Below are 17,882 nucleotides of genomic sequence, written 5' to 3' on the forward strand. Positions count from 1 at the left end.
GTCAGCTGAGCGCATTGACCGCACCGAGCGCGAGCGCGCCGAAGGCGATCCCCCAGACGACGACGGTGACCACCTGCCAGATGATCACCTGCTGCCGGTTCAGCCCGGCCGCGACCATCACGAACGCGGTGATCGAGATGGCCAGCAGGTTCGGGGCGGCGAGCGAGGCGATCGGCACGCCGTAGCGGTCGACGCGGGCGAGCAGCTTGCGGCGCCGCCCGCTCTGCGGCTTCGCCGTGCCGTTCGTCAGGCCCCGCCGGGCCCGGTCCCCCAGCCAGACCGCGACGGCCAGTGCGATCAGGTTGCCGACCACCGCCGCCGTCACCGCGAGCGCCACCGGCATCCCCGCCACGACCCCGATCCCGGCGCCCGCGTAGGACTCCAGGAACGGCACGATCCCGATCACCAGCACGGCGAGCACCTGCACCACCGGGTGCAGGGTGTCGACGAACGCGTTCAGCTGCTCGATCATGACGCCATCGTGCCGGGCGTCGCGTTCACCCGGAACGTCCGGTTGTCACCCGTTCACCGCAGCGTTGCACGGAGCAGCCGTGACAGATGTCAGACGTCCTGCGGCACCGCCGGATGCGGCGCGCGCCACGGGGCGTACGCTGATCTCACGAGTGCCCGGCCACCCAGCTGCCGGGCCGAGCCTTCCCATCACGGAGCGCGCGCAGCGAGGACGCCCAGCCGCGCCCGGGCCCGTCGGCCGAGCACCCGCTTCCGAGGTCTCCGCAGGACGTGCCACGTCACGCGAGGAGACCTGTGACCAGGCCCCAGTTCCGCCCGCCGTCGTCCGACGCGGGTCATACCACCGACGCGCGGCCGTCCCGCCGCCGGGCCACCCGGCCCGCCGGGGCGACCGCATCGGCGGCCCCGGCCGGCGAGCGGCCCCGTGCCGACCGCGCCGCGGCCGGCGGCGAGCGCCCCGGACGCGGCTCCCGCGGCGGCCGCCGCACCGACGCCGAGCACCCGCGCGCCGCGCACGGCCCCCGCACCGAGGGCAACCGCGGCGGCGACGCACCGGCCCGGGCCGGCCGTCCGAACCGGCGGCGCCGCGGTAAGGGCTCCGGCGCGCCGCAGCAGTCCCGCGGGCCGGCCGCCCCGGCGAGCACCACCGGCACCGCGGACGTCCAGTGGACGGCCCCCGAGTCGGGCATGCCGTCGTTCGCCGAGCTCGGTCTGCCCGAGTCCCTGGTGAAGGCGCTGGCCGCCGAGGGTTTCACGGCACCGTTCCCGGTGCAGGCGGCCACCCTGCCGGACACCCTGGCCGGGCGCGACCTGCTCGGCCGCGGCCAGACCGGCTCCGGCAAGACGCTCGCGTTCGGGCTGGCGCTGCTCGCCCGGCTGACCGGTGAGCGGGCCCGCTCGCGGGCCCCGCTCGGGCTGGTCCTGGTGCCGACCCGCGAGCTGGCCGCCCAGGTGGTCGACGTCCTGACCCCGCTGGCCGGGCCGGCGAACCTGCGGCTCGCCACGATCGTCGGCGGGCTGTCGATGTCCAAGCAGGTCGCCGAGCTGCGGCGCGGGGTCGATCTGCTGGTCGCCACCCCGGGCCGGCTCACCGACCATCTCCAGCAGGGCACCTGCGACCTGTCCGAGGTCACCGTCACCGCGCTCGACGAGGCGGACCGGATGGCCGACATGGGCTTCCTGCCGCAGGTCCGCTCGATCCTGGACCGCACCCCGTCCGACGGCCAGCGGCTGCTGTTCTCCGCGACCCTGGACGGCGACGTCGATGCGCTCGTCCGCCGCTACCTGACCGACCCGGTGACCCGCTCGGTCGCCCCGGCGACGGCGAGCGTCGACACGATGGAGCACCACGTGCTCGTCGTCGGTCCGGACGACCGGGCCCGGGTGGTCGCCGAGATCGCCGCCCGGGAGGGCCGGACGATCCTGTTCGTGCGCACCAAGCACGGCGCAGACCGGATGGTGCGGGTGCTGCGCCGCCAGGGGGTCGCCGCCGGGCCGCTGCACGGCGGGCGCTCGCAGAACCAGCGCAACCGGGCGCTCGACGACTTCCGCTCCGGTGAGGTGCCGGTGCTGGTCGCCACCGACGTCGCCGCCCGCGGCATCCACATCGACGACGTCGGCCTGGTCGTGCACGTCGACCCGCCGGCCGACCCGAAGGCGTATCTGCACCGCGCCGGGCGCACCGCGCGGGCCGGTGAGGACGGCGTGGTCGTCACGCTGGCGACGCCGGAGCAGAAGGCCGAGGTCGACACCCTCACCCGGCAGGCCGGGGGGAAGCCCGAGGTGGCCCGGGTCGGGCCGGGGCATCCGGACCTGGTCCGGGTCACCGGGTCGCGGGAGCCGTCCGGCGAGCCGATCCCGACCCCGCGCAGCCAGCAGCCCGCACCGGCCAAGGGCCGCGGGCGCGGCCGTCGGCGCTGACACCCGGCCGGCGGACGATCGCCGGTGCCTCCGGGGCGGCCCGGGAGCCTAGTGCTTCCGGGCCTCCCGGCGGAGCTGCAGGATCCGCCCGGTCCCCGGGACCGCGACCAGCAGGATCCCGGCGACCGCCGCGAACAGCAGCGCCACCCCGGTCGGCAGGGTGCCGCTCAGCCACAGGAAGTTGATCACCACCGGCGTCGTGTTCTGCACGATGAAGATCAGCAGGAAGATCAGCACGACGGCGGAGAGGATCAGCGCCGCCCACAGCCCGCCGGTGCGGCTGTGCGGGATGGAGCGGCGCACCGTCGTGCTGTCGTCGCCGGCGGGCTGCGATCCGTCGGTGGGCACCGCGACCGTCGGCTGCTCGGACGGCTCCAGCTCGGTCGACGGCTCCGGGACCCGCAGCGCGGGATGCGTCGCCGGGTCCGCGGTGGGGTCCTCCGGCCCGACCCGGCCCCACGCGGGCCGCTCGCCCCGTCGCTCGTCGCTCATCCGAACTCCGCCCCTCCCGGTCGTGGTCACGCGGGAGTATCGCGCACGACGCACCGGTGCCGGTGCCGACGCGCGAGCATGATCGCGACCCGATCCGGCGGTGCGGCCGTTCGGGGCAACGACGGTCCCGGGTCGCTCAGCCCGCCGGACGCGGCCGGAGCCGGAGGTCCTGCATCCCGCCGTCGACGGCGAGCGCGGTCCCCGCGGTCGATCCCGAGCGCGGGCTGGCCAGGTAGGCGACCGCGCCGGCCACCTCGTCGGCGGTGACCAGCCTGCCGTGCGGCTGGCGGGCCTCCAGCGCGGCCCGCTCGGCGGCCGGGTCGTCGGCGGCGGCCAGCAGTCTGCCGATCCACGGGGTGTCGGCGGTGCCGGGATCGACGCAGTTCACCCGGATCCCCTCGCCGAGGTGGTCGGCGGCCATCGCCCGGGTGAGCGCCAGCACCGCACCCTTGCTGGCGCTGTAGAGCGCGCGCTGCGGCAGGCCGGCGGTCGCCGCGATCGACGAGGTGTTCACCACCGCGGCCGCCGGTGACCGGCGCAGCGCGGGCAGCGCGGCGCGGGTGGTGCGCACGACGCCGAGCAGGTTGACGTCCAGGACCCGCATCCACTCGTCGTCCGGGTTGTCGGCGACGGTGCCCTGCGCGCCGATCCCGGCGTTGTTCACCAGCACGTCGAGCCGGCCCCACCGGTCGACGACGGCGTCGACGGCGCGGCGCACCGAGCCGTCGTCGGTGACGTCGGCGGCGAACCCCACGGTCCCCGCGGGGACCTCGCCGACGTCCAGGTCGAGCACCGCCACCCGGGCGCCGTCGGCGGTGAGCCGCCGGGCCACGGCGGCCCCGATCCCGGACGCGCCGCCGGTCACCAGGGCCACCAGGCCGTCGAACTCGCCCACCTCAGGCCCGCGACCGGACCATCGGGACGTGCGGGATCCCGTCCTCGACGAACGGCTCCCCCGCGACGTCGAACCCGTGCCGCCGGTAGAAGGCGGTCTGCGCCTGCTGGGCGTCGAGCGCGCAGTGCCCGTCGCCGACCTCGGCCAGCGCGGCGTCCATCAGCCGGTGCCCGAGGCCGCGGCCGCGGGCGTCGGACCGGGTGCAGACCCGCCCGATCCGGTAGCCGCCGCCGGGCTCCTTCAGCAGCCGGAGGGTGGCGAGGATCTCGACGTCGTCGCCGCGCTCGGCGGCCAGCCAGTAGTGCCGGGTCCGCGGTTCCAGATCGCGGCCGTCGAGCTCCTGGTAGGGGCATTCCTGCTCGACGACGAACACCTCGGTGCGCAGCGCGAGCAGCGCGTAGAGGGTGCCGGTGTCGAGATCGGGCGCCCAGCTGCGGCGCACCGTGGCGCCCGGGGTGTGCACGGTCACCGCCCCTGGGTACCAGACCGCGGAGCCGCCACGGAAGCGGTTAGCCTCGCGGTGTGTCCCACCACGATCTGGTCGTCATCGGCACCGGCTCCGGCAACACCTTCCTGGACGAGCGGTTCGCCGGGCTGGACGTGGCGCTGGTCGAGCACGGGGTGTTCGGCGGCACCTGCCTCAACGTCGGCTGCATCCCGACCAAGATGTACGTCTACGCCGCCGACGTCGCCGAGACCGTCCGGCACGCGCACACCTACGGCGTCGACGCGAGCATCGACAAGATCCGCTGGACCGACATCCGGGACCGGGTGTTCGGCCGGATCGACCCGATCTCCGCCGGCGGCCGTGAGTACCGGGTCGAGCGCAGCCCGAACGTCACCGTGTACTTCGGGCACGCCCGGTTCACCGGGGAGCGCGAGCTCGCCGTCGACCGGACCGACGGCTCCGGCACCGAGGTCGTCACCGCCGACCGGGTGGTGATCGCCGCCGGCTCCCGGCCCAGCATCCCGCCGGTGGTCGCCGCCTCCGGGGTGCCGTTCGAGACCTCGGACACCGTGATGCGGATCGACGCCGTCCCGCGCCGGCTCGCGATCCTGGGCAGCGGCTTCATCGGCAGCGAGTTCGCGCACGTGTTCTCCGCGCTCGGCGCCGAGGTCACCGTGATCGCCCGCGGCCCACGGCTGCTGCGCCATCTCGACGACACGATCTCCGAGCGCTTCACCGAGATCGCCGCCGCCCGCTGGGACGTTCGGCTCGGCCGCCAGGCCACCGCGCTGTCCGGCGACGGGACGGGCGGGGGCGGCGAGGTCACGATCACCCTCGACGACGGCTCGCAGGTCGTCGCCGACACCCTGCTGGTCGCCACCGGGCGGATCCCGAACGGGGACCGGATGGACCTGGACCGGGCCGGGATCACCGTGCACGCCGACGGCCGGGTCGCCGTCGACGAGTTCCAGCGCAGCGTCTCCGCCGAGAACGTGTGGGCGCTCGGCGACGTCAGCTCGCCGCACCAGCTCAAGCACGTCGCCAACCACGAGGCCAAGATCGTCGGGCACAACCTGGGCAACCCGGCCGAGCTGCGCGCGACCAACCACGATCTCGTCCCGTCCGCGGTGTTCACCGAGCCGCAGATCGCCGCCGTCGGGCTCACCGAGTCCGAGGCCCGCGAGCAGGGCCTGGACGTCACGGTGAAGGTGCAGAACTACGGCGACGTCGCCTACGGCTGGGCCATGGAGGACCGCACCGGGCTCTGCAAGATCGTCGCGGAGAAGGGCACCGGGCGGCTGCTCGGCGCGCACATCCTGGGGCCGCAGGCGTCCACCCTGATCCAGCAGCTGATCCAGGCGATGGTGTTCGGGCAGGACGCGCGGGCGCTGGCGACCCAGCAGTACTGGATCCACCCGGCGCTGCCGGAGGTCGTCGAGAACGCCCTGCTCGGCCTGGAGATCTGAGTCAGCTCGCCGCGCGCTCGGCCGGATCCACCGGCTCCCCCGGGGACCCGCCGCGCCCACCCAGCTCCGGGTCGTACGGGGTGGCCGGGCGGGTCTCGTCGCGCATCTGCTCGAGCAGCGTGGTGACCTCGTCCATGATCTTCCTGGTGGCGGCGTCCAGGGTGCTGCGGGTCAGCGGCTTCCCCTCGAACTCCGACAGGTCGACGGGCGGGCCGAGGGCGATGCCGATCCGCTTGCGCGGGCGGAAGCGCGGCCGCCCCTCGGCGGGCAGGAAGTCCTGGGTGCCCCAGTTGGCCATCGGGATCACCGGCGCGCCGGAGCGCAGCGCGATCCGGGCGACGCCGTTCTTGGGCTTCATCGGCCAGCCGTCCGGGTCGGCGGTGTAGGTGCCCTCCGGGTAGACGGCGACGATCTCGCCCCGCTCCAGGGCGTCGATCGCGCCGGCGAACGACTCGGCCGCCCGCTTCGACGCCCGGTACACCGGGATGTGCCCGCCCCCGCCGAGCACCCACTTCACCACCGGCACGCTCCACAGCTCCGACTTCGCCATGAACCGCGGCATCCGGCCGTGCGTGGTGCCGAAGGCGATGTCGAAGATCGGGTCGGAGAACGAGACGTGATTGGCGACCAGCAGCGCGCCGCCGGTCCGCGGCAGGTGCTCGCCGCCCCGCCAGCCCGGCCGGGTGCCCCACAGCACGAACGGCCAGATGACCGCGATCGCCAGGCCGAACCAGAATCCCGACCCGCGCCGCCGGCGGCGCAGCGTCGCCGCGATCCGCTGCCGCACCGTCAGCTCCGGTGGCATGCCCATCGTTGCGCTCCTCGCGTCCGGTGTCCCCGGCCGGGCCGGGGACGCCCCACATCCTCGTCGCTCCCCGGTCGCCGGATCCACCGGGCCGGGTGATGATTCCGGCGGCGCACCACGGTCGCGGCGCCCCACCTGGGGTGATCCTGCGACCCGTCCGGCCGCGCCGCGTCCGTACTCCCACGGAACCGGTGCGGCCGCCGGGGACCGTGCCTCCCGCATCCCACCGAGTCACGGGGCCGCGGTCCACCACTGCCGGTGTGATGCCGGTCCCAACCACCGGGCCGTCGGCGGCCCGCCGGACGAACCACCCGTGACATCCGCACCCGGCCCCGAGAGGTGAACCGTGCCCGACCCGACGCCGCAGCTGGACACGGTGGGCCGGGCCCGCCCGGAACCGGCCGGGGTGCTGCTGGTCGCGCACGGCGGGCGGGCGCACTCGACGGCACCGGCCCGCCGGCGCGGCCTGGCGTACCGGCGGATGTCGCCGTTCGCCCGCGCTGTGGAGCGCGCCGGGCGGGGGTACCGCACCGCGCTGGGCACCGGGATCGCCACCCATCTGCTCCGCTACCGGGTGCGCGGCTGGAACGGCCCCGCGATGGACGCCCTCCAGGACGTCCGGTGGGCGGTCCGGGAGCTGACCGACCGCCATCCCGGACGCCCGGTCGTCCTGGTCGGGCACTCGATGGGCGGGCGGGCCGTGCTGCGGGCCGCCGGCGCCCCCGGCGTGGTCGCCGTCTGCGCGCTGGCGCCCTGGCTGGACGGCACCGACCCGGTCGCGCAGCTGGCCGGGCGGGCCGTGCTGATCGCGCACGGCGACCGGGAGCGGATGACCGATCCGGCCGCGTCGTACGCCTACGCGCTGCGGGCCCGCGAGGTCACCGGCCGGGTGGCGCGCTTCGACGTGCACGGCGACGGGCACGCGATGCTCCGCCGGGCCGCGGACTGGACGGCGCTGGTGCGCCGGTTCGTGCTCGGCGAGCTCGGGGCCGAACCCCCGGACCCGGTCGTCTCGAACGCCATGACGGAACCCGCGCCCGCCGGGCTGCGGGTCGCCCTCGGACCGGCGCACCGGTGAGCCGCCGGTGCCCGACACGGACAGGAGCGAGACGATGACCGGTCGCCCGACCGTCGCGGTGGTGGGCAGCGGGGTGTCCGGCCTGACCGCCGCGCACCTGCTCGCGGGAACCCACGACGTCACCCTGTACGAGGCCGACGACCGGCCCGGCGGGCACGCGCACACCCACGAGCTCACCACCTCCGACGGCGGGATCACCGCCGTCGACACCGGCTTCATCGTGCACAACGACCGGACCTACCCGAACCTGCTGCGGCTGTTCGGCGAGCTCGGCGTCGCCACCCAGGAGTCCGACATGTCGATGTCGGTCCGGTGCGACGGCTGCGGGCTGGAGTACGCCGGTGCCCGCCGGATCGGCGGGCTGTTCCCGCAGGCGTCGAACCTGGCCCGGCCGCAGTACCTGCGGATGCTCGCCGAGGTGACCCGCTTCCACCGGCACGCCCGGCGGGTGCTGCACGACGAGCTGGCCGGGGACGTCACGCTCGGCGCGTTCCTGGCGATCGGCGGCTACTCCCGCTACTTCGTCGACCACTTCATGATCCCGGTGGTGTCCTGCGTGTGGTCGGCGGGCGCGACGCTCTCGCTGGACTACCCGGCCCGCTACCTGTTCACCTTCCTCGACCACCACGGGATGCTCGCGATCGGCGGCTCCCCGCGGTGGCGCACCGTGACCGGCGGCTCCCGGTCCTACGTGGACCGGATCGTCAAGCAGCTCCCGGCGGTGCGGACCGGGACCCCGGTGCGCGCCCTGCTGCGGACCCCGGCCGGGGTCGAGGTCACCGACGACGCCGGCGGTGTCGCCGGGTTCGACAAGGTCGTCGTCGCCACCCACCCGGACCAGGCGCTGCGGATCCTCGGCGACGACGCCACCGCGGCCGAGCGGGACGTGCTCGGCGCGTTCACCTACTCGCGCAACGAGACCTGGCTGCACCACGACACCTCGCTGCTGCCCAGGACCGCGGGCGCGCGGGCGTCCTGGAACTACCTCAAGCCGGCCTGCTCCCCCGACCCGGACGCCCCGGTGCTGGTCAGCTACGACATGAACCGGCTGATGCGGCTCACCGACCCGGACGACTGGGTCGTCACCCTGGGCGCGGCGGGCCGGGTCGATCCGGCGGCCGTCGTCGCCCGGATGAGCTACCAGCATCCGGTGTACACACCGGACTCGGTCGCCGCGCAGCGCCGGCTGCCGGAGCTGAACACGCCGGTCACCGCGTTCGCGGGCGCCTACCACGGCTGGGGCTTCCACGAGGACGGCTGCGCGTCCGGCGTGCGCGCCGCCGCCGCGCTCGGGGCCGGCTGGGACGCCCGGTGACCCCGGCGCCCGCCATCTACGACGCGCAGGTGCGGCACGCCCGGCACCGCGACCTGCGGACCGCGTTCGCGCACCCCACCCAGCTGTGGCTGGTCGACCTGGACGCGCTGCCCGAGCTGCCGTTCTGGCTGCGCCCGTTCGCCCGGTTCCGGGCCGAGGACCATCTCGGTGACCCGGCCCGCAGCATCCGGGAGAACGTCGACGAGCTGCTCGCCGGGCACGGCGTCGACCTGGCGGGCGGCCGGGTGCTGATGCTCGCGCACGCCCGCGAGCTGGGCCACGTGTTCAACCCGATCTCGGTGTTCTGGTGCCATCGCGCCGACGGCAGCCTCGCCTGCGTCGTCGCCGAGGTGCACAACACCTACGGCGGACGGCACTGCTACCTGCTGCGGCCGGACGAGCGGGGCCGGGCCGGCGCCGACAAGGACTTCTACGTCTCGCCGTTCCTGGAGGTGCGCGGCCACTACACGATGTCGCTCCCGCCGCCCGGCGAGCGGCTCGCCGTCGCGGTCACCCTGCACCAGGACGGGCGGCCCGCGCTGGCCGCGACGCTGACCGGCACCCGCCGGCCGGCCACCACCCGGGAGATCGTCCGCAGCGTGCTGCGCAGGCCGCTGGTCACCCGCCGCACCTCGCTGCTGATCCGGCTGCACGGCATCGCGCTGTGGCTGCGCAGGCTGCCGATCGTGCCGCGCCCCACCGGACCGCCGCAGAACCGTCCGGCGCCGCCCGCCGAACACCCTCCACACCAGATCGTCGACGAGGAAGGGATCACCCGATGACCATGCAGCACGACGTGCCGGTGACCGGACCGGCCCGGAACGGGCGGCGCCGCGCGCACGCCGTGCCGCGCCCCGACGAGGGGGTCTGGCCCGGCCTGGCGACACCGCCGTCGGCACCGGTCAAGGCGCAGATCGCCGAGTCGCTGTTCCGCAACGCGGTCCGGAGCCTGCCGGTGCGGGTGGTGCTGCCCGGCGGCGAGCGGCTCGGCGCGGGCGGACCGGACAGCCCGGTCATGCGGATCGAGCGGCCCGCCGCGTTCTTCGCCCGGCTCGGCGCGAACTCCAAGATCGGGTTCGGCGAGTCCTACATGGTCGGCGACTGGACGACCACCGACCTGCACGGCCTGCTGACGCCGTTCGCGGCCCGGCTGTCCACGCTGGTCCCGCCCGCGCTGCAGCGGCTCGGGCGGCGCTTCGCCGAGGCCCGCCAGCCCCGCGAGGAGCGCAACTCGCTGGAGGGGTCCCGGGAGAACATCCACCGCCACTACGACCTGTCCAACGAGCTGTTCGCGCTGTTCCTCGACGAGACCATGTCGTACTCCTCGGGCTGGTTCGCCGATGGCTCCGACGACCTGGTGCTCGCCCAGCAGCGCAAGATGGACGGCATCCTGGACATGGCGGGCGTCCGGGACGGGATGCACGTGCTGGAGATCGGGACCGGCTGGGGCGGCCTCGCGACGCGCGCCGCGCAGCGCGGCGCCCGGGTGACCACGCTGACCATCTCCCAGGAGCAGAAGGACCTCGCCGAGCGGCGGATCGCCGAGGCCGGCGTCGCCGACCGGGTGCAGGTGCTGCTGCGCGACTACCGGGAGGCGCGCGGCAGCTACGACGCCGTCGTCTCGGTGGAGATGGTGGAGGCGGTCGGCGAGGACTACTGGCCCACCTACTTCGCCGCGCTGGACCGGCTGCTCGCCCCGGGCGGCCGGGTCGGCCTGCAGTCGATCACCATGCCGCACGAGCGGATGGTCGTCTCCAAGGACGACTACACCTGGATCCACAAGTACGTCTTCCCCGGCGGCCTGATCCCCTCGGTCACCTCGATCGAGCAGAACCTGGCCGCCGACACCGGCCTGCGGGTCACCGAGCGGCGCAGCCTCGGCTACGACTACGCCCGCACCCTGGGGCACTGGCGGCGGGACTTCCTGGACCGCTGGGAGGACGTCGCCGCGCTCGGCTTCGACGAGACCTTCCGCCGGATGTGGGAGTTCTACCTGGGCTACTGCGAGGCCGGCTTCCGGGTCGGCTACCTCGACGTCTTCCAGTTCTCGCTGCAGCGCCGCCCGGGGGTGTCCTCGTGAGCGCCACCGCCGCCGACCGGCTCGCCGCCCTGCTGGAGGACGTGCTGCGCGCCCCGCTGCCGGTCCGGCTGCGCGCCTGGGACGGCAGCGAGGCGGGCCACCGCGGCACCGCCGAGGACCCGGACCCGCCCACCGTGGTCGTCCACCGGCGGCGCGCGCTGCGCAGGCTGCTGTGGGCGCCCGGCGAGCTCGGCCTGGCCCGCGCCTTCGTCTCCGGCGACCTGTCCGTCGACGGCGACGTCGCGGACGGGCTGTCCCGGTTCTGGGCGCTCGCCCGGCCCGGCTCCGGCGCGGTGCGCCCGTCCGGCCGGCAGAAGCTGGCGGCGGTCCGGACCGCCGCCCGGCTCGGCGCCGTCGGGCCGCCGCCGCGGCCGCCCGCCTCGGAGGCGCGGATCGGCGGCCGGCTGCACACCCGCGGCCGGGACCGGGCCGCGATCAGCCACCACTACGACCTGTCCAACGAGTTCTACGCCTTCCTGCTCGACCCGCAGATGGCCTACTCCTGCGGCTACTGGACCCGCGAGGAGGGCCCCGACTACGGCCTCGTCGACGCCCAGCGCGACAAGCTCGACCTGATCTGCCGCAAGCTCGGCCTCGGGCCCGGGATGCGGCTGCTCGACGTCGGCTGCGGCTGGGCGTCGCTGCTGGTGCACGCCGCCGAGCACTACGGCGTGCACGCCACCGGCGTCACGCTGTCCGCGCAGCAGCGCGACTACGGCGTGGAGCGGGTCCGCCGGGCCGGCCTGTCCGAGCGGGTGGAGATCCGGCTGCAGGACTACCGGCAGATCCCGGCCGAGCAGTTCGACGCGGTCGCGTCGATCGAGATGGGCGAGCACGTCGGGCAGGACAACTACCCGGTCTACGCCGCGCAGCTGCACCGCATGCTGCGCCCGCAGGGACGGCTGCTGCTGCAGCAGATGTCGCGCGGCGCGGCCGGCGCGAACACCGCCCCGGGCGGCGGCGCCTTCATGGAGTCCTACGTGGCGCCGGACATGTACATGCGCCCGCTCGGCGAGACGCTCGGCTTCCTGGAGCGGGCCGGGCACGAGATCGTCGACGTGCACTCGCTGCGCGAGCACTACGTGTGGACCGTCCGGCCGTGGCTGGACACGCTGCAGCGGCACCGGGAGACCGCGACCCGGATGATCGGCGAGGAGCAGTGGCGGATCTGGCTGCTGTACCTGGCCGGGGCGGCGCTGGCGTTCGAGCAGAACCGGATGGGCGTGCACCAGATCCTCGCCGTGCGACCCGGCCCGGACGGCGCGTCCGGGCTGCCGCGCAGCCGCACCGGCGTGCTCGGGCTCGATCCGGCCCTGGACGGCGCGGCCGCCGCGCCCGGGCAGGTCACCCTCCGGTGACGCCGTTCCCGTGGGCGGCCTGGGGTGCGAACCTGGCGATCACCGCGGCCGCGGTCCTGGTGCTGGCCGTGGCCGGGTATGCGATCGGCGTGCGGCGCGGGCGGCACGACGGCGCGGACGTCCTCTGGGGGCTCGGGTTCGTCCTGGTCGCGCTGGTCACCGCGGTGTCGGCGACGGTGCTGGATCCGGCGGGCCCGGCCTGGCGGCGCTGGCTGGTGGTGCTGCTCGTCGCGCTCTGGGGCGGCCGGCTGGCCTGGCACATCGCCCGCCGCAACCGCGGCCGCGGTGAGGACCGGCGCTACGTCGAGCTGCTCGCCCGGTCGCCGGGCACCGCGTTCCGGAAGGTCTACCTGACCCAGTGCGCGGTGATGTGGCTGGTGTCGCTGCCCGTCCAGGTCGCCGCCTACGGCGCCGTCGGCGGCTGGGGGCTGGTCGTGACGGTGGCCGGCGTACTCGTGTGGGCGGTCGGGTTCGGCTTCGAGACCGTCGGCGACGCCCAGCTCGCCCGGTTCACCGCCGATCCGGCGAACCGCGGCGCCGTGCTCGACACCGGGCTGTGGCGCTTCACCCGGCATCCGAACTACTTCGGCGACGCCTGCGTGTGGTGGGGGCTGGGCATCCTCGCGCTGCACCACCCGGCCGGGCTGGTCGGGCTGGTCGGCGTCGCCGCGATCACGGTGAACCTGGTGCGCGGCACCGGTGCGGCGCTGCTGGAGCGCGACATCGCCGGGCGGCGGCCCGGCTACGCCGACTACGTCCGCCGGACCAGCGGGTTCCTCCCGCTTCCTCCGCGGGCGCCGCACCGTGCGGGATGAGAAACTGATCATCATCGAACCGGAGCCCCGCGCCGGGACGAACACCGGGTGAGTCCCCATCCGCGACGAGGAGAGACCATGGCCGTCGGCGATCTCGCGACCGACTTCGAACTGCAGGACGAGACCGGCACCCCGCGCAGGCTGAGCAGCCTGCTCGCCGCCGGTCCGGTGGTGCTCTTCTTCTACCCCGCCGCGATGACCAGCGGCTGCACCCAGGAGGCGTGCCACTTCCGGGACCTGGCCGCGGAGTTCGCCGAGCTGGGCGCGCAGCCGGTCGGGATCTCCAGCGACCGGGTCGACAAGCAGGGCATGTTCGCCGCCGCCAACGCGCTGTCGTTCCCGCTGCTGTCCGACGCCGAGCACACCGTGGCGAAGTCGTTCGGCGCGTGGCGGGCCTGGCTGCCGGGCAACTTCCACACCCGGCGGCGGACGTTCGTGATCGACACCGACCGCCGGATCCTGGCCGAGATCGGCTCCGAGACGGCGATGACCCGGCACGCCGACGACGCGCTCGCCGTGCTGCGGGAGCGCCGCGCCGCCTGAGGCGGGTGGGTGCGAACTCAGGGCAGGGTCAGGATCTCCGCGCCGTCGTCGGTGACGACGATGGTGTGCTCGAACTGGGCGACCCAGGACCTGTCCTGGGTGACCACGGTCCAGTCGTCGTCCCAGGTGTCGTGCTCGATCCCGCCGAGGGTGATCATCGGCTCGATGGTGAAGGTCATCCCCGGCTCGAGGACGGTGTGCACGTCGGGCTCGTCGTAGTGCAGCACGACCAGCCCGGAGTGGAACTCGTGGGCGATGCCGTGCCCGGTGAAGTCGCGGACGACGCCGTAGCCGAAGCGCTTGGCGTAGGACTCGATGACCCGGCCGACGACGTTCAGCTCGCGGCCCGGGCGGACCGCCTTGATCGCCCGCATGGTGGCCTCGCGGGTGCGCTCGACCAGCAGCCGCGGCTCCTCGGCGACGTCCCCGGCCAGGAACGTGGCGTTGGTGTCGCCGTGCACGCCGCCGACGAAGGCGGTGACATCGACGTTCACGATGTCGCCGTCGTTGATCACGGTGGTGTCCGGGATGCCGTGGCAGATGACCTCGTTGAGGCTGGTGCAGCAGGACTTCGGGAAGCCGCGGTAGCCCAGCGTCGACGGGTAGGCGTCGGAGTCGATCAGGAACTCGTGCACCACGCGGTCGATCTCGTCGGTGGTGACGCCGGGGCGGACGGCCTCCCCGGCCAGCCGCAGCGCCTCGGCGGCGACCTTGCCGGCGTGCCGCATGAGCTCGATCGTCTCCGGCGTCTGCACGTCGCCGCGGCGGCTGCGCGCCGGGGACGGCTTGCCGACGTACTCCGGCCGCGGGATGTGGGCCGGCACCTCGCGGATCGGGGTCGGCGTGCCGGGGACGAGCAACGTGCGGGTGGCCATGCGTTCCATGGTATGCCTCGCCGCGCGGTGCCGACCGGGCCGCGGGGTGTGACCCCCGGGACGGGCCCGTCCCGGTCAGCCGTGGGACGGCTCCCGGGGGCCGCGCAGCCGGGCCACCACGCCGGACAGCCCGCGCCAGCCGAGCAGCAGCACCGCCAGTGACACCAGGGCGACGACCGCGAACGACAGCGGCAGCCGCCCGAGGAAGCCCAGCCGCAGCGCGAACCCGATGCCCGCCGTGCAGGCGAGCACCACGGACCCGGCCCACAGCGACGCCGGCGAGGCACGCACCCAGGGTGTCGCCCAGGCGACCCCGGCGCCGATCAGGAACGGCAGCGCGGTACCGGCGAGGCCGACGAGACTGTCCGACTCGGCATGGCTGATCCGGCCGACGGCGGCGAACACCACGACCGCGACGAGGTCGGCAGCGAGCGCCAGGGCGGGGATCCGGCTCGGGTGCACGCCGACCAGGGTAGGCGCCGGGGCAAGAGTGCTCCCCCGGCCGTGATCGCGGATCGGGAACCGGGACGGTCGCCCGGCGGACGTCCCGGTTCCGGATCGGTGATCAGCGGGGCACGTCGGCCAGGAACCGGGACGAGAGCTGGACGGCCGGGCCGGACGAGCCGCCGTCCACGATCAGCGTCGCGAACGCCAGGTCGCCGCGGTAGCCGGTGAACCAGCCGTGTGCGCGGTTGGTGCCGTCCGGGCCCGCGTACTCGGCGGTGCCGGTCTTGCCGAACACCTCGCCCTGCCCGTTCGCCGCGGTCGCGGTGCCGGAGGTGACGACGGACCGCATCATCGGCCGGAGCTGGTCGAGCACGGCCGGGTCCGGGGTGCCGGGGGCGATCGTCGCCTCGGTGGGCAGGCCGCGGATCAGCGCCGGGGTGACCGGTGCGCCGTGCGCGATCGTGGCCGACACCAGCGCCATCCCGAACGGGGAGGCCAGCACGTCGCCCTGCCCGATGCCGTCGACGGAACGCTGCAGGTCGTCGGTGGCGGCGTCGACCGAGCCGGTGATCGTCGTCATGCCGGGGATCGTCCAGTCCGCGCCGAAGCCGAGCTCCCGGCCCGCCTCGGGGAGGCCCTCGGGCGGCAGGCCGAGCGCGAGCCGGGAGAACGTCGTGTTGCAGGAGCGGGCGAACGCCTGCTGCAGCGGGACGGTGCCCAGCACGAACGAGTCCTCGTTGGGGATGGTGCGGCCGTCGATCACCGTGGTGCCGGGGCATTCCACCGGCGTCTGCGGGGTCAGGTTCTCCGCCGGCATCGCCGCGTAGGCGGTCACCATCTTGAAGGTGGAGCCCGGCGGGTAGCGGCCGGTCAGCGCGAGCGTGCCGTCCCGGTCGGCAGCGGCGTTCTGGGCGACCGCGAGCACCGCCCCGGTCGACGGCCGGACCGCGACGATCATCGCCTGCCGCGACTCGCCGTCCACGGCGTCCTGCGCGGCGTCCTGCACGGTGCGGTCCAGTTCCAGGGTGACCGGCTGCCCGGGTGCGGGCGGCGCTCCGGTCAGCGACGACGCGGTGGCACCGTCGGCCCCGACCGCGTCGACCGACCAGCCCGGGGTCCCCCCGGCGGCCCGGTCGATCTCGGTGCGCGCACCCTGGATCACCTGGCCGGCGAACCCGGAGTCCGGCGGCAGCAGCCGGGTGGAGCGGACGAACCGCACCCCGGACAGGTCCTCGATCCGGTCGCGGACCCGGTCGTAGTCGGGTTCGCGCAGCACGACGACGGTGTACGCCTGGTCCTCCGGGGTGTTGTTCGCGCCGTCGGTGATGCTCCGCGCGGTGATCGCGGGGTCGACGTCGCCAAGTGCCGCGCCGAGCGTCGACGCCGTCCGCGCGAGATCACCCTGCCTGCGGTCGAGGGTGACCGACACGACCGGGACGGGCGCCAGCAGGGTCGCCCCGGAGGCGTCGAGCACCGGGGCGGGTTCGGCGTTCACGGTGCGGGCGACCGGGCGCTGCCCGTCGCCGAGGCCCGGCGCGAACGCGGCAGGCGACCAGTCGACGGCCCAGCCGGTGTCGTTCGCCGCCGTCCCCGGCGCGGCGAGGAGCGGCAGCTCCAGGGTGTAGGCCCAGCGGTGGCCCTGCCCCAGGTCCCAGTCGACCTGCACGGTCGAGGTGGCCCGGTCGTCGTCGGTGCGGGTGCCGGTGACCCGGGCCGTCATCGACGTCGCGTCCAGGTCGGTGCGGGCCCGCTCCAGGTAGGCCCCGGCGGCCTCCGGGTCGCTGGTCAGCCCCGCCGCGGCGGGGGCGTCGCCGGCCGCCCACGCGGTGATGTAGCGCTCCGCGGCGGTGCCCGCGCCGTCCCAGGGGCGCCACAGTGCGACGACCACCCCGGCCGTCGCCAGGACGGCGATCACCACGGCGAGCACGACCGGTCGGTTCCGCAGGGAGCGCAGCACGGTCGCCGAGTATGACGGGCCGGGGATTACACCGGCAGGACGGCACCGCTCACCGCGGCGCCGCGGCTCAGAACAGGACGGTCGCGAACTGCGCGACCTGCGTGAACCCCACCCGCCGGTAGGCGGCGCGGGCGGGCGAGTTGAACGCGTTGACGTAGAGGCTGGCGCAGCGCCCCATCGCCCCCAGCGCCACCGCGACCGACGCGGTGCCCGAGGTGCCGAGCCCGTGCCCGCGCCACGCCGGGTGCACCCAGACCCCCTGGATCTGCCCGACCTGCCGGGACAGCGCGCCGATCTCGGCCTTGAACACGACCTCGCCGTCCTGGAACCGGGCGAACGCCCGGCCGGAGGTGATCAGCTCGGCGACCCGGGCGCGGTAGCCGGCGCCGCCGTCGCCGTCCCGCGGGTCCACGCCGACCTCCTCGGTGAACATCGCGACCGCGGCGGGCAGGTAGCGGTCCAGCTCCTCGATCCGGACCGGCCGCACCTGCGGGTCCGGCGGGACGGCGGGCATGCCGGTCAGCGTCATCAGCGGCTGGTCCGGGCGGACCTCGCGGGCGGGCCCCCAGACCGAGGACAGCTCGTCCCACATCGGCAGCACCAGCTCGGCCCGGCCGACCAGCGACGAGCAGGCCCGGCCGGCGCGCCGGGCCCGGTCGGCGAACGCGCGCAGCGCGGACCGCTCACCGCGCAGCGGCACCAGGTTCGCCCCGGAGAAGCAGAGCCCCTCGGCCGGGCCGCCGTGCGACCACAGCTCCCCGCCCAGCCGCCACGGGTCCAGACCGACCGCTTCGACCCGCGCCGCGACCATGCAGGAGGCGACGGGGTCGGCGTCCAGCACGTCGTGCACCCCGGAGCGGTGACGATCGTCGAGAAGCCGTGCACCGGCCACCCTCAGCACGTGACTCATGATGCCA

Annotated in this window: 18 protein-coding genes; 9 read left to right on the forward strand and 9 right to left on the reverse strand. The window is 75.1% G+C overall.

Going from position 1 to position 17,882, the window contains the following annotated elements; translation table 11 throughout:
* Position 1: 1 nt before the first annotated feature.
* Positions 2-472 (reverse strand): hypothetical protein, encoded by a 471-nt coding sequence (locus ACVJO7_RS13090; RefSeq protein ID WP_491673092.1) that lies wholly within the window; start codon positions 470-472, stop codon positions 2-4.
* Positions 473-765: 293 nt separating this feature from the next.
* Between ACVJO7_RS13090 and ACVJO7_RS13095 the strand changes: the two genes are divergently transcribed.
* A complete protein-coding gene (locus ACVJO7_RS13095; RefSeq protein ID WP_491673093.1) occupies positions 766-2,391 on the forward strand; it encodes a DEAD/DEAH box helicase in 1,626 nt (541 codons plus the stop codon).
* A 48-nt stretch (positions 2,392-2,439) separates the two neighbouring features.
* On the opposite strand, the gene ACVJO7_RS13100 is transcribed toward ACVJO7_RS13095, so the two are convergent.
* From ACVJO7_RS13100 to ACVJO7_RS13110, 3 genes are all read right to left on the reverse strand, one after another.
* A complete protein-coding gene (locus ACVJO7_RS13100) occupies positions 2,440-2,883 on the reverse strand; it encodes a LapA family protein (protein ID WP_358482321.1) in 444 nt (147 codons plus the stop codon).
* A gap of 136 nt (positions 2,884-3,019) precedes the next feature.
* Positions 3,020-3,778, reverse strand: a complete 759-nt coding sequence (locus ACVJO7_RS13105) for an SDR family NAD(P)-dependent oxidoreductase (RefSeq protein WP_491673094.1) — start codon at positions 3,776-3,778, stop codon at positions 3,020-3,022.
* Position 3,779: 1 nt separating this feature from the next.
* Positions 3,780-4,247 (reverse strand): GNAT family N-acetyltransferase, encoded by a 468-nt coding sequence (locus ACVJO7_RS13110; RefSeq protein ID WP_491673095.1) that lies wholly within the window; start codon positions 4,245-4,247, stop codon positions 3,780-3,782.
* 53 nt (positions 4,248-4,300) lie between these two features.
* Between ACVJO7_RS13110 and ACVJO7_RS13115 the strand changes: the two genes are divergently transcribed.
* The gene (locus tag ACVJO7_RS13115; protein ID WP_491673096.1) at positions 4,301-5,692 is read left to right on the forward strand and encodes a mycothione reductase; all 1,392 of its coding nucleotides are present in this window, start codon (positions 4,301-4,303) and stop codon (positions 5,690-5,692) included.
* A gap of 1 nt (position 5,693) precedes the next feature.
* Here the strand turns inward: ACVJO7_RS13115 and ACVJO7_RS13120 are convergent, their stop codons facing one another.
* Positions 5,694-6,503 carry a lysophospholipid acyltransferase family protein gene (locus ACVJO7_RS13120; RefSeq protein ID WP_344030289.1) on the reverse strand — a complete coding sequence of 270 codons (810 nt, stop codon included), beginning with the start codon at positions 6,501-6,503 and terminating at the stop codon, positions 5,694-5,696.
* 340 nt (positions 6,504-6,843) lie between these two features.
* On the opposite strand from ACVJO7_RS13120, the gene ACVJO7_RS13125 reads away from it, so the two are divergent.
* The 7 genes from ACVJO7_RS13125 (at position 6,844) to ACVJO7_RS13155 (ending at position 13,686) form a co-directional block, all read left to right on the forward strand.
* Complete coding sequence (locus ACVJO7_RS13125; RefSeq protein WP_344030286.1) at positions 6,844-7,575, forward strand: alpha/beta hydrolase; 732 nt, start codon at positions 6,844-6,846, stop codon at positions 7,573-7,575.
* 34 nt (positions 7,576-7,609) lie between these two features.
* Positions 7,610-8,890 carry an NAD(P)/FAD-dependent oxidoreductase gene (locus ACVJO7_RS13130; protein ID WP_491673097.1) on the forward strand — a complete coding sequence of 427 codons (1,281 nt, stop codon included), beginning with the start codon at positions 7,610-7,612 and terminating at the stop codon, positions 8,888-8,890.
* Positions 8,887-9,672 (forward strand): DUF1365 domain-containing protein, encoded by a 786-nt coding sequence (locus tag ACVJO7_RS13135; protein WP_344030281.1) that lies wholly within the window; start codon positions 8,887-8,889, stop codon positions 9,670-9,672. Before ACVJO7_RS13130 ends, ACVJO7_RS13135 begins: the two co-directional genes overlap by 4 nt.
* Positions 9,673-9,674: 2 nt before the next feature.
* Complete coding sequence (locus ACVJO7_RS13140; RefSeq protein ID WP_491673203.1) at positions 9,675-10,970, forward strand: class I SAM-dependent methyltransferase; 1,296 nt, start codon at positions 9,675-9,677, stop codon at positions 10,968-10,970.
* Positions 10,967-12,328: a class I SAM-dependent methyltransferase gene (locus ACVJO7_RS13145; RefSeq protein WP_344030278.1), complete on the forward strand. Its 1,362-nt coding sequence runs from the start codon at positions 10,967-10,969 to the stop codon at positions 12,326-12,328. The genes ACVJO7_RS13140 and ACVJO7_RS13145 overlap by 4 nt, the downstream gene beginning before the upstream one ends.
* On the forward strand, positions 12,325-13,143 hold the full coding sequence (locus ACVJO7_RS13150; protein WP_491673098.1) for a DUF1295 domain-containing protein: 819 nt from the start codon (positions 12,325-12,327) through the stop codon (positions 13,141-13,143). Before ACVJO7_RS13145 ends, ACVJO7_RS13150 begins: the two co-directional genes overlap by 4 nt.
* A 78-nt stretch (positions 13,144-13,221) precedes the next feature.
* Positions 13,222-13,686, forward strand: coding sequence for a peroxiredoxin (locus ACVJO7_RS13155; RefSeq protein WP_344030272.1), 465 nt, complete (start codon positions 13,222-13,224; stop codon positions 13,684-13,686).
* Between the two features lie 17 nt (positions 13,687-13,703).
* Here ACVJO7_RS13155 and map read toward each other — a convergent pair whose 3' ends face one another.
* The 4 genes from map to ACVJO7_RS13175 form a co-directional block, all read right to left on the reverse strand.
* On the reverse strand, positions 13,704-14,561 hold the full coding sequence (map, locus tag ACVJO7_RS13160; protein ID WP_491673099.1) for a type I methionyl aminopeptidase: 858 nt from the start codon (positions 14,559-14,561) through the stop codon (positions 13,704-13,706).
* 75 nt (positions 14,562-14,636) lie between these two features.
* Complete coding sequence (locus ACVJO7_RS13165; RefSeq protein ID WP_344030266.1) at positions 14,637-15,023, reverse strand: DUF3054 domain-containing protein; 387 nt, start codon at positions 15,021-15,023, stop codon at positions 14,637-14,639.
* A 103-nt stretch (positions 15,024-15,126) separates the two neighbouring features.
* On the reverse strand, positions 15,127-16,965 hold the full coding sequence (locus tag ACVJO7_RS13170; RefSeq protein ID WP_491673100.1) for a penicillin-binding transpeptidase domain-containing protein: 1,839 nt from the start codon (positions 16,963-16,965) through the stop codon (positions 15,127-15,129).
* A gap of 67 nt (positions 16,966-17,032) precedes the next feature.
* Positions 17,033-17,866, reverse strand: a complete 834-nt coding sequence (locus ACVJO7_RS13175; protein WP_344030255.1) for a GNAT family N-acetyltransferase — start codon at positions 17,864-17,866, stop codon at positions 17,033-17,035.
* Positions 17,867-17,882: the final 16 nt, after the last annotated feature.

This window comes from Pseudonocardia sp. DxW (assembly GCF_058448985.1).

What these genes read in the sequence shown, in the direction of transcription:
- ACVJO7_RS13120 (WP_344030289.1), bottom strand. Translation starts at nt 6,503, where the DNA reads ATGGGCATGCCACCGGAGCTGACGGTGCGGCAGCGGATCGCGGCGACG.
- ACVJO7_RS13130 (WP_491673097.1), top strand. Translation starts at nt 7,610, where the DNA reads ATGACCGGTCGCCCGACCGTCGCGGTGGTGGGCAGCGGGGTGTCCGGC.
- ACVJO7_RS13140 (WP_491673203.1), top strand. Translation starts at nt 9,675, where the DNA reads ATGCAGCACGACGTGCCGGTGACCGGACCGGCCCGGAACGGGCGGCGC.
- ACVJO7_RS13090 (WP_491673092.1), bottom strand. Translation starts at nt 472, where the DNA reads ATGATCGAGCAGCTGAACGCGTTCGTCGACACCCTGCACCCGGTGGTG.
- ACVJO7_RS13155 (WP_344030272.1), top strand. Translation starts at nt 13,222, where the DNA reads ATGGCCGTCGGCGATCTCGCGACCGACTTCGAACTGCAGGACGAGACC.
- map (WP_491673099.1), bottom strand. Translation starts at nt 14,561, where the DNA reads ATGGCCACCCGCACGTTGCTCGTCCCCGGCACGCCGACCCCGATCCGC.
- ACVJO7_RS13100 (WP_358482321.1), bottom strand. Translation starts at nt 2,883, where the DNA reads ATGAGCGACGAGCGACGGGGCGAGCGGCCCGCGTGGGGCCGGGTCGGG.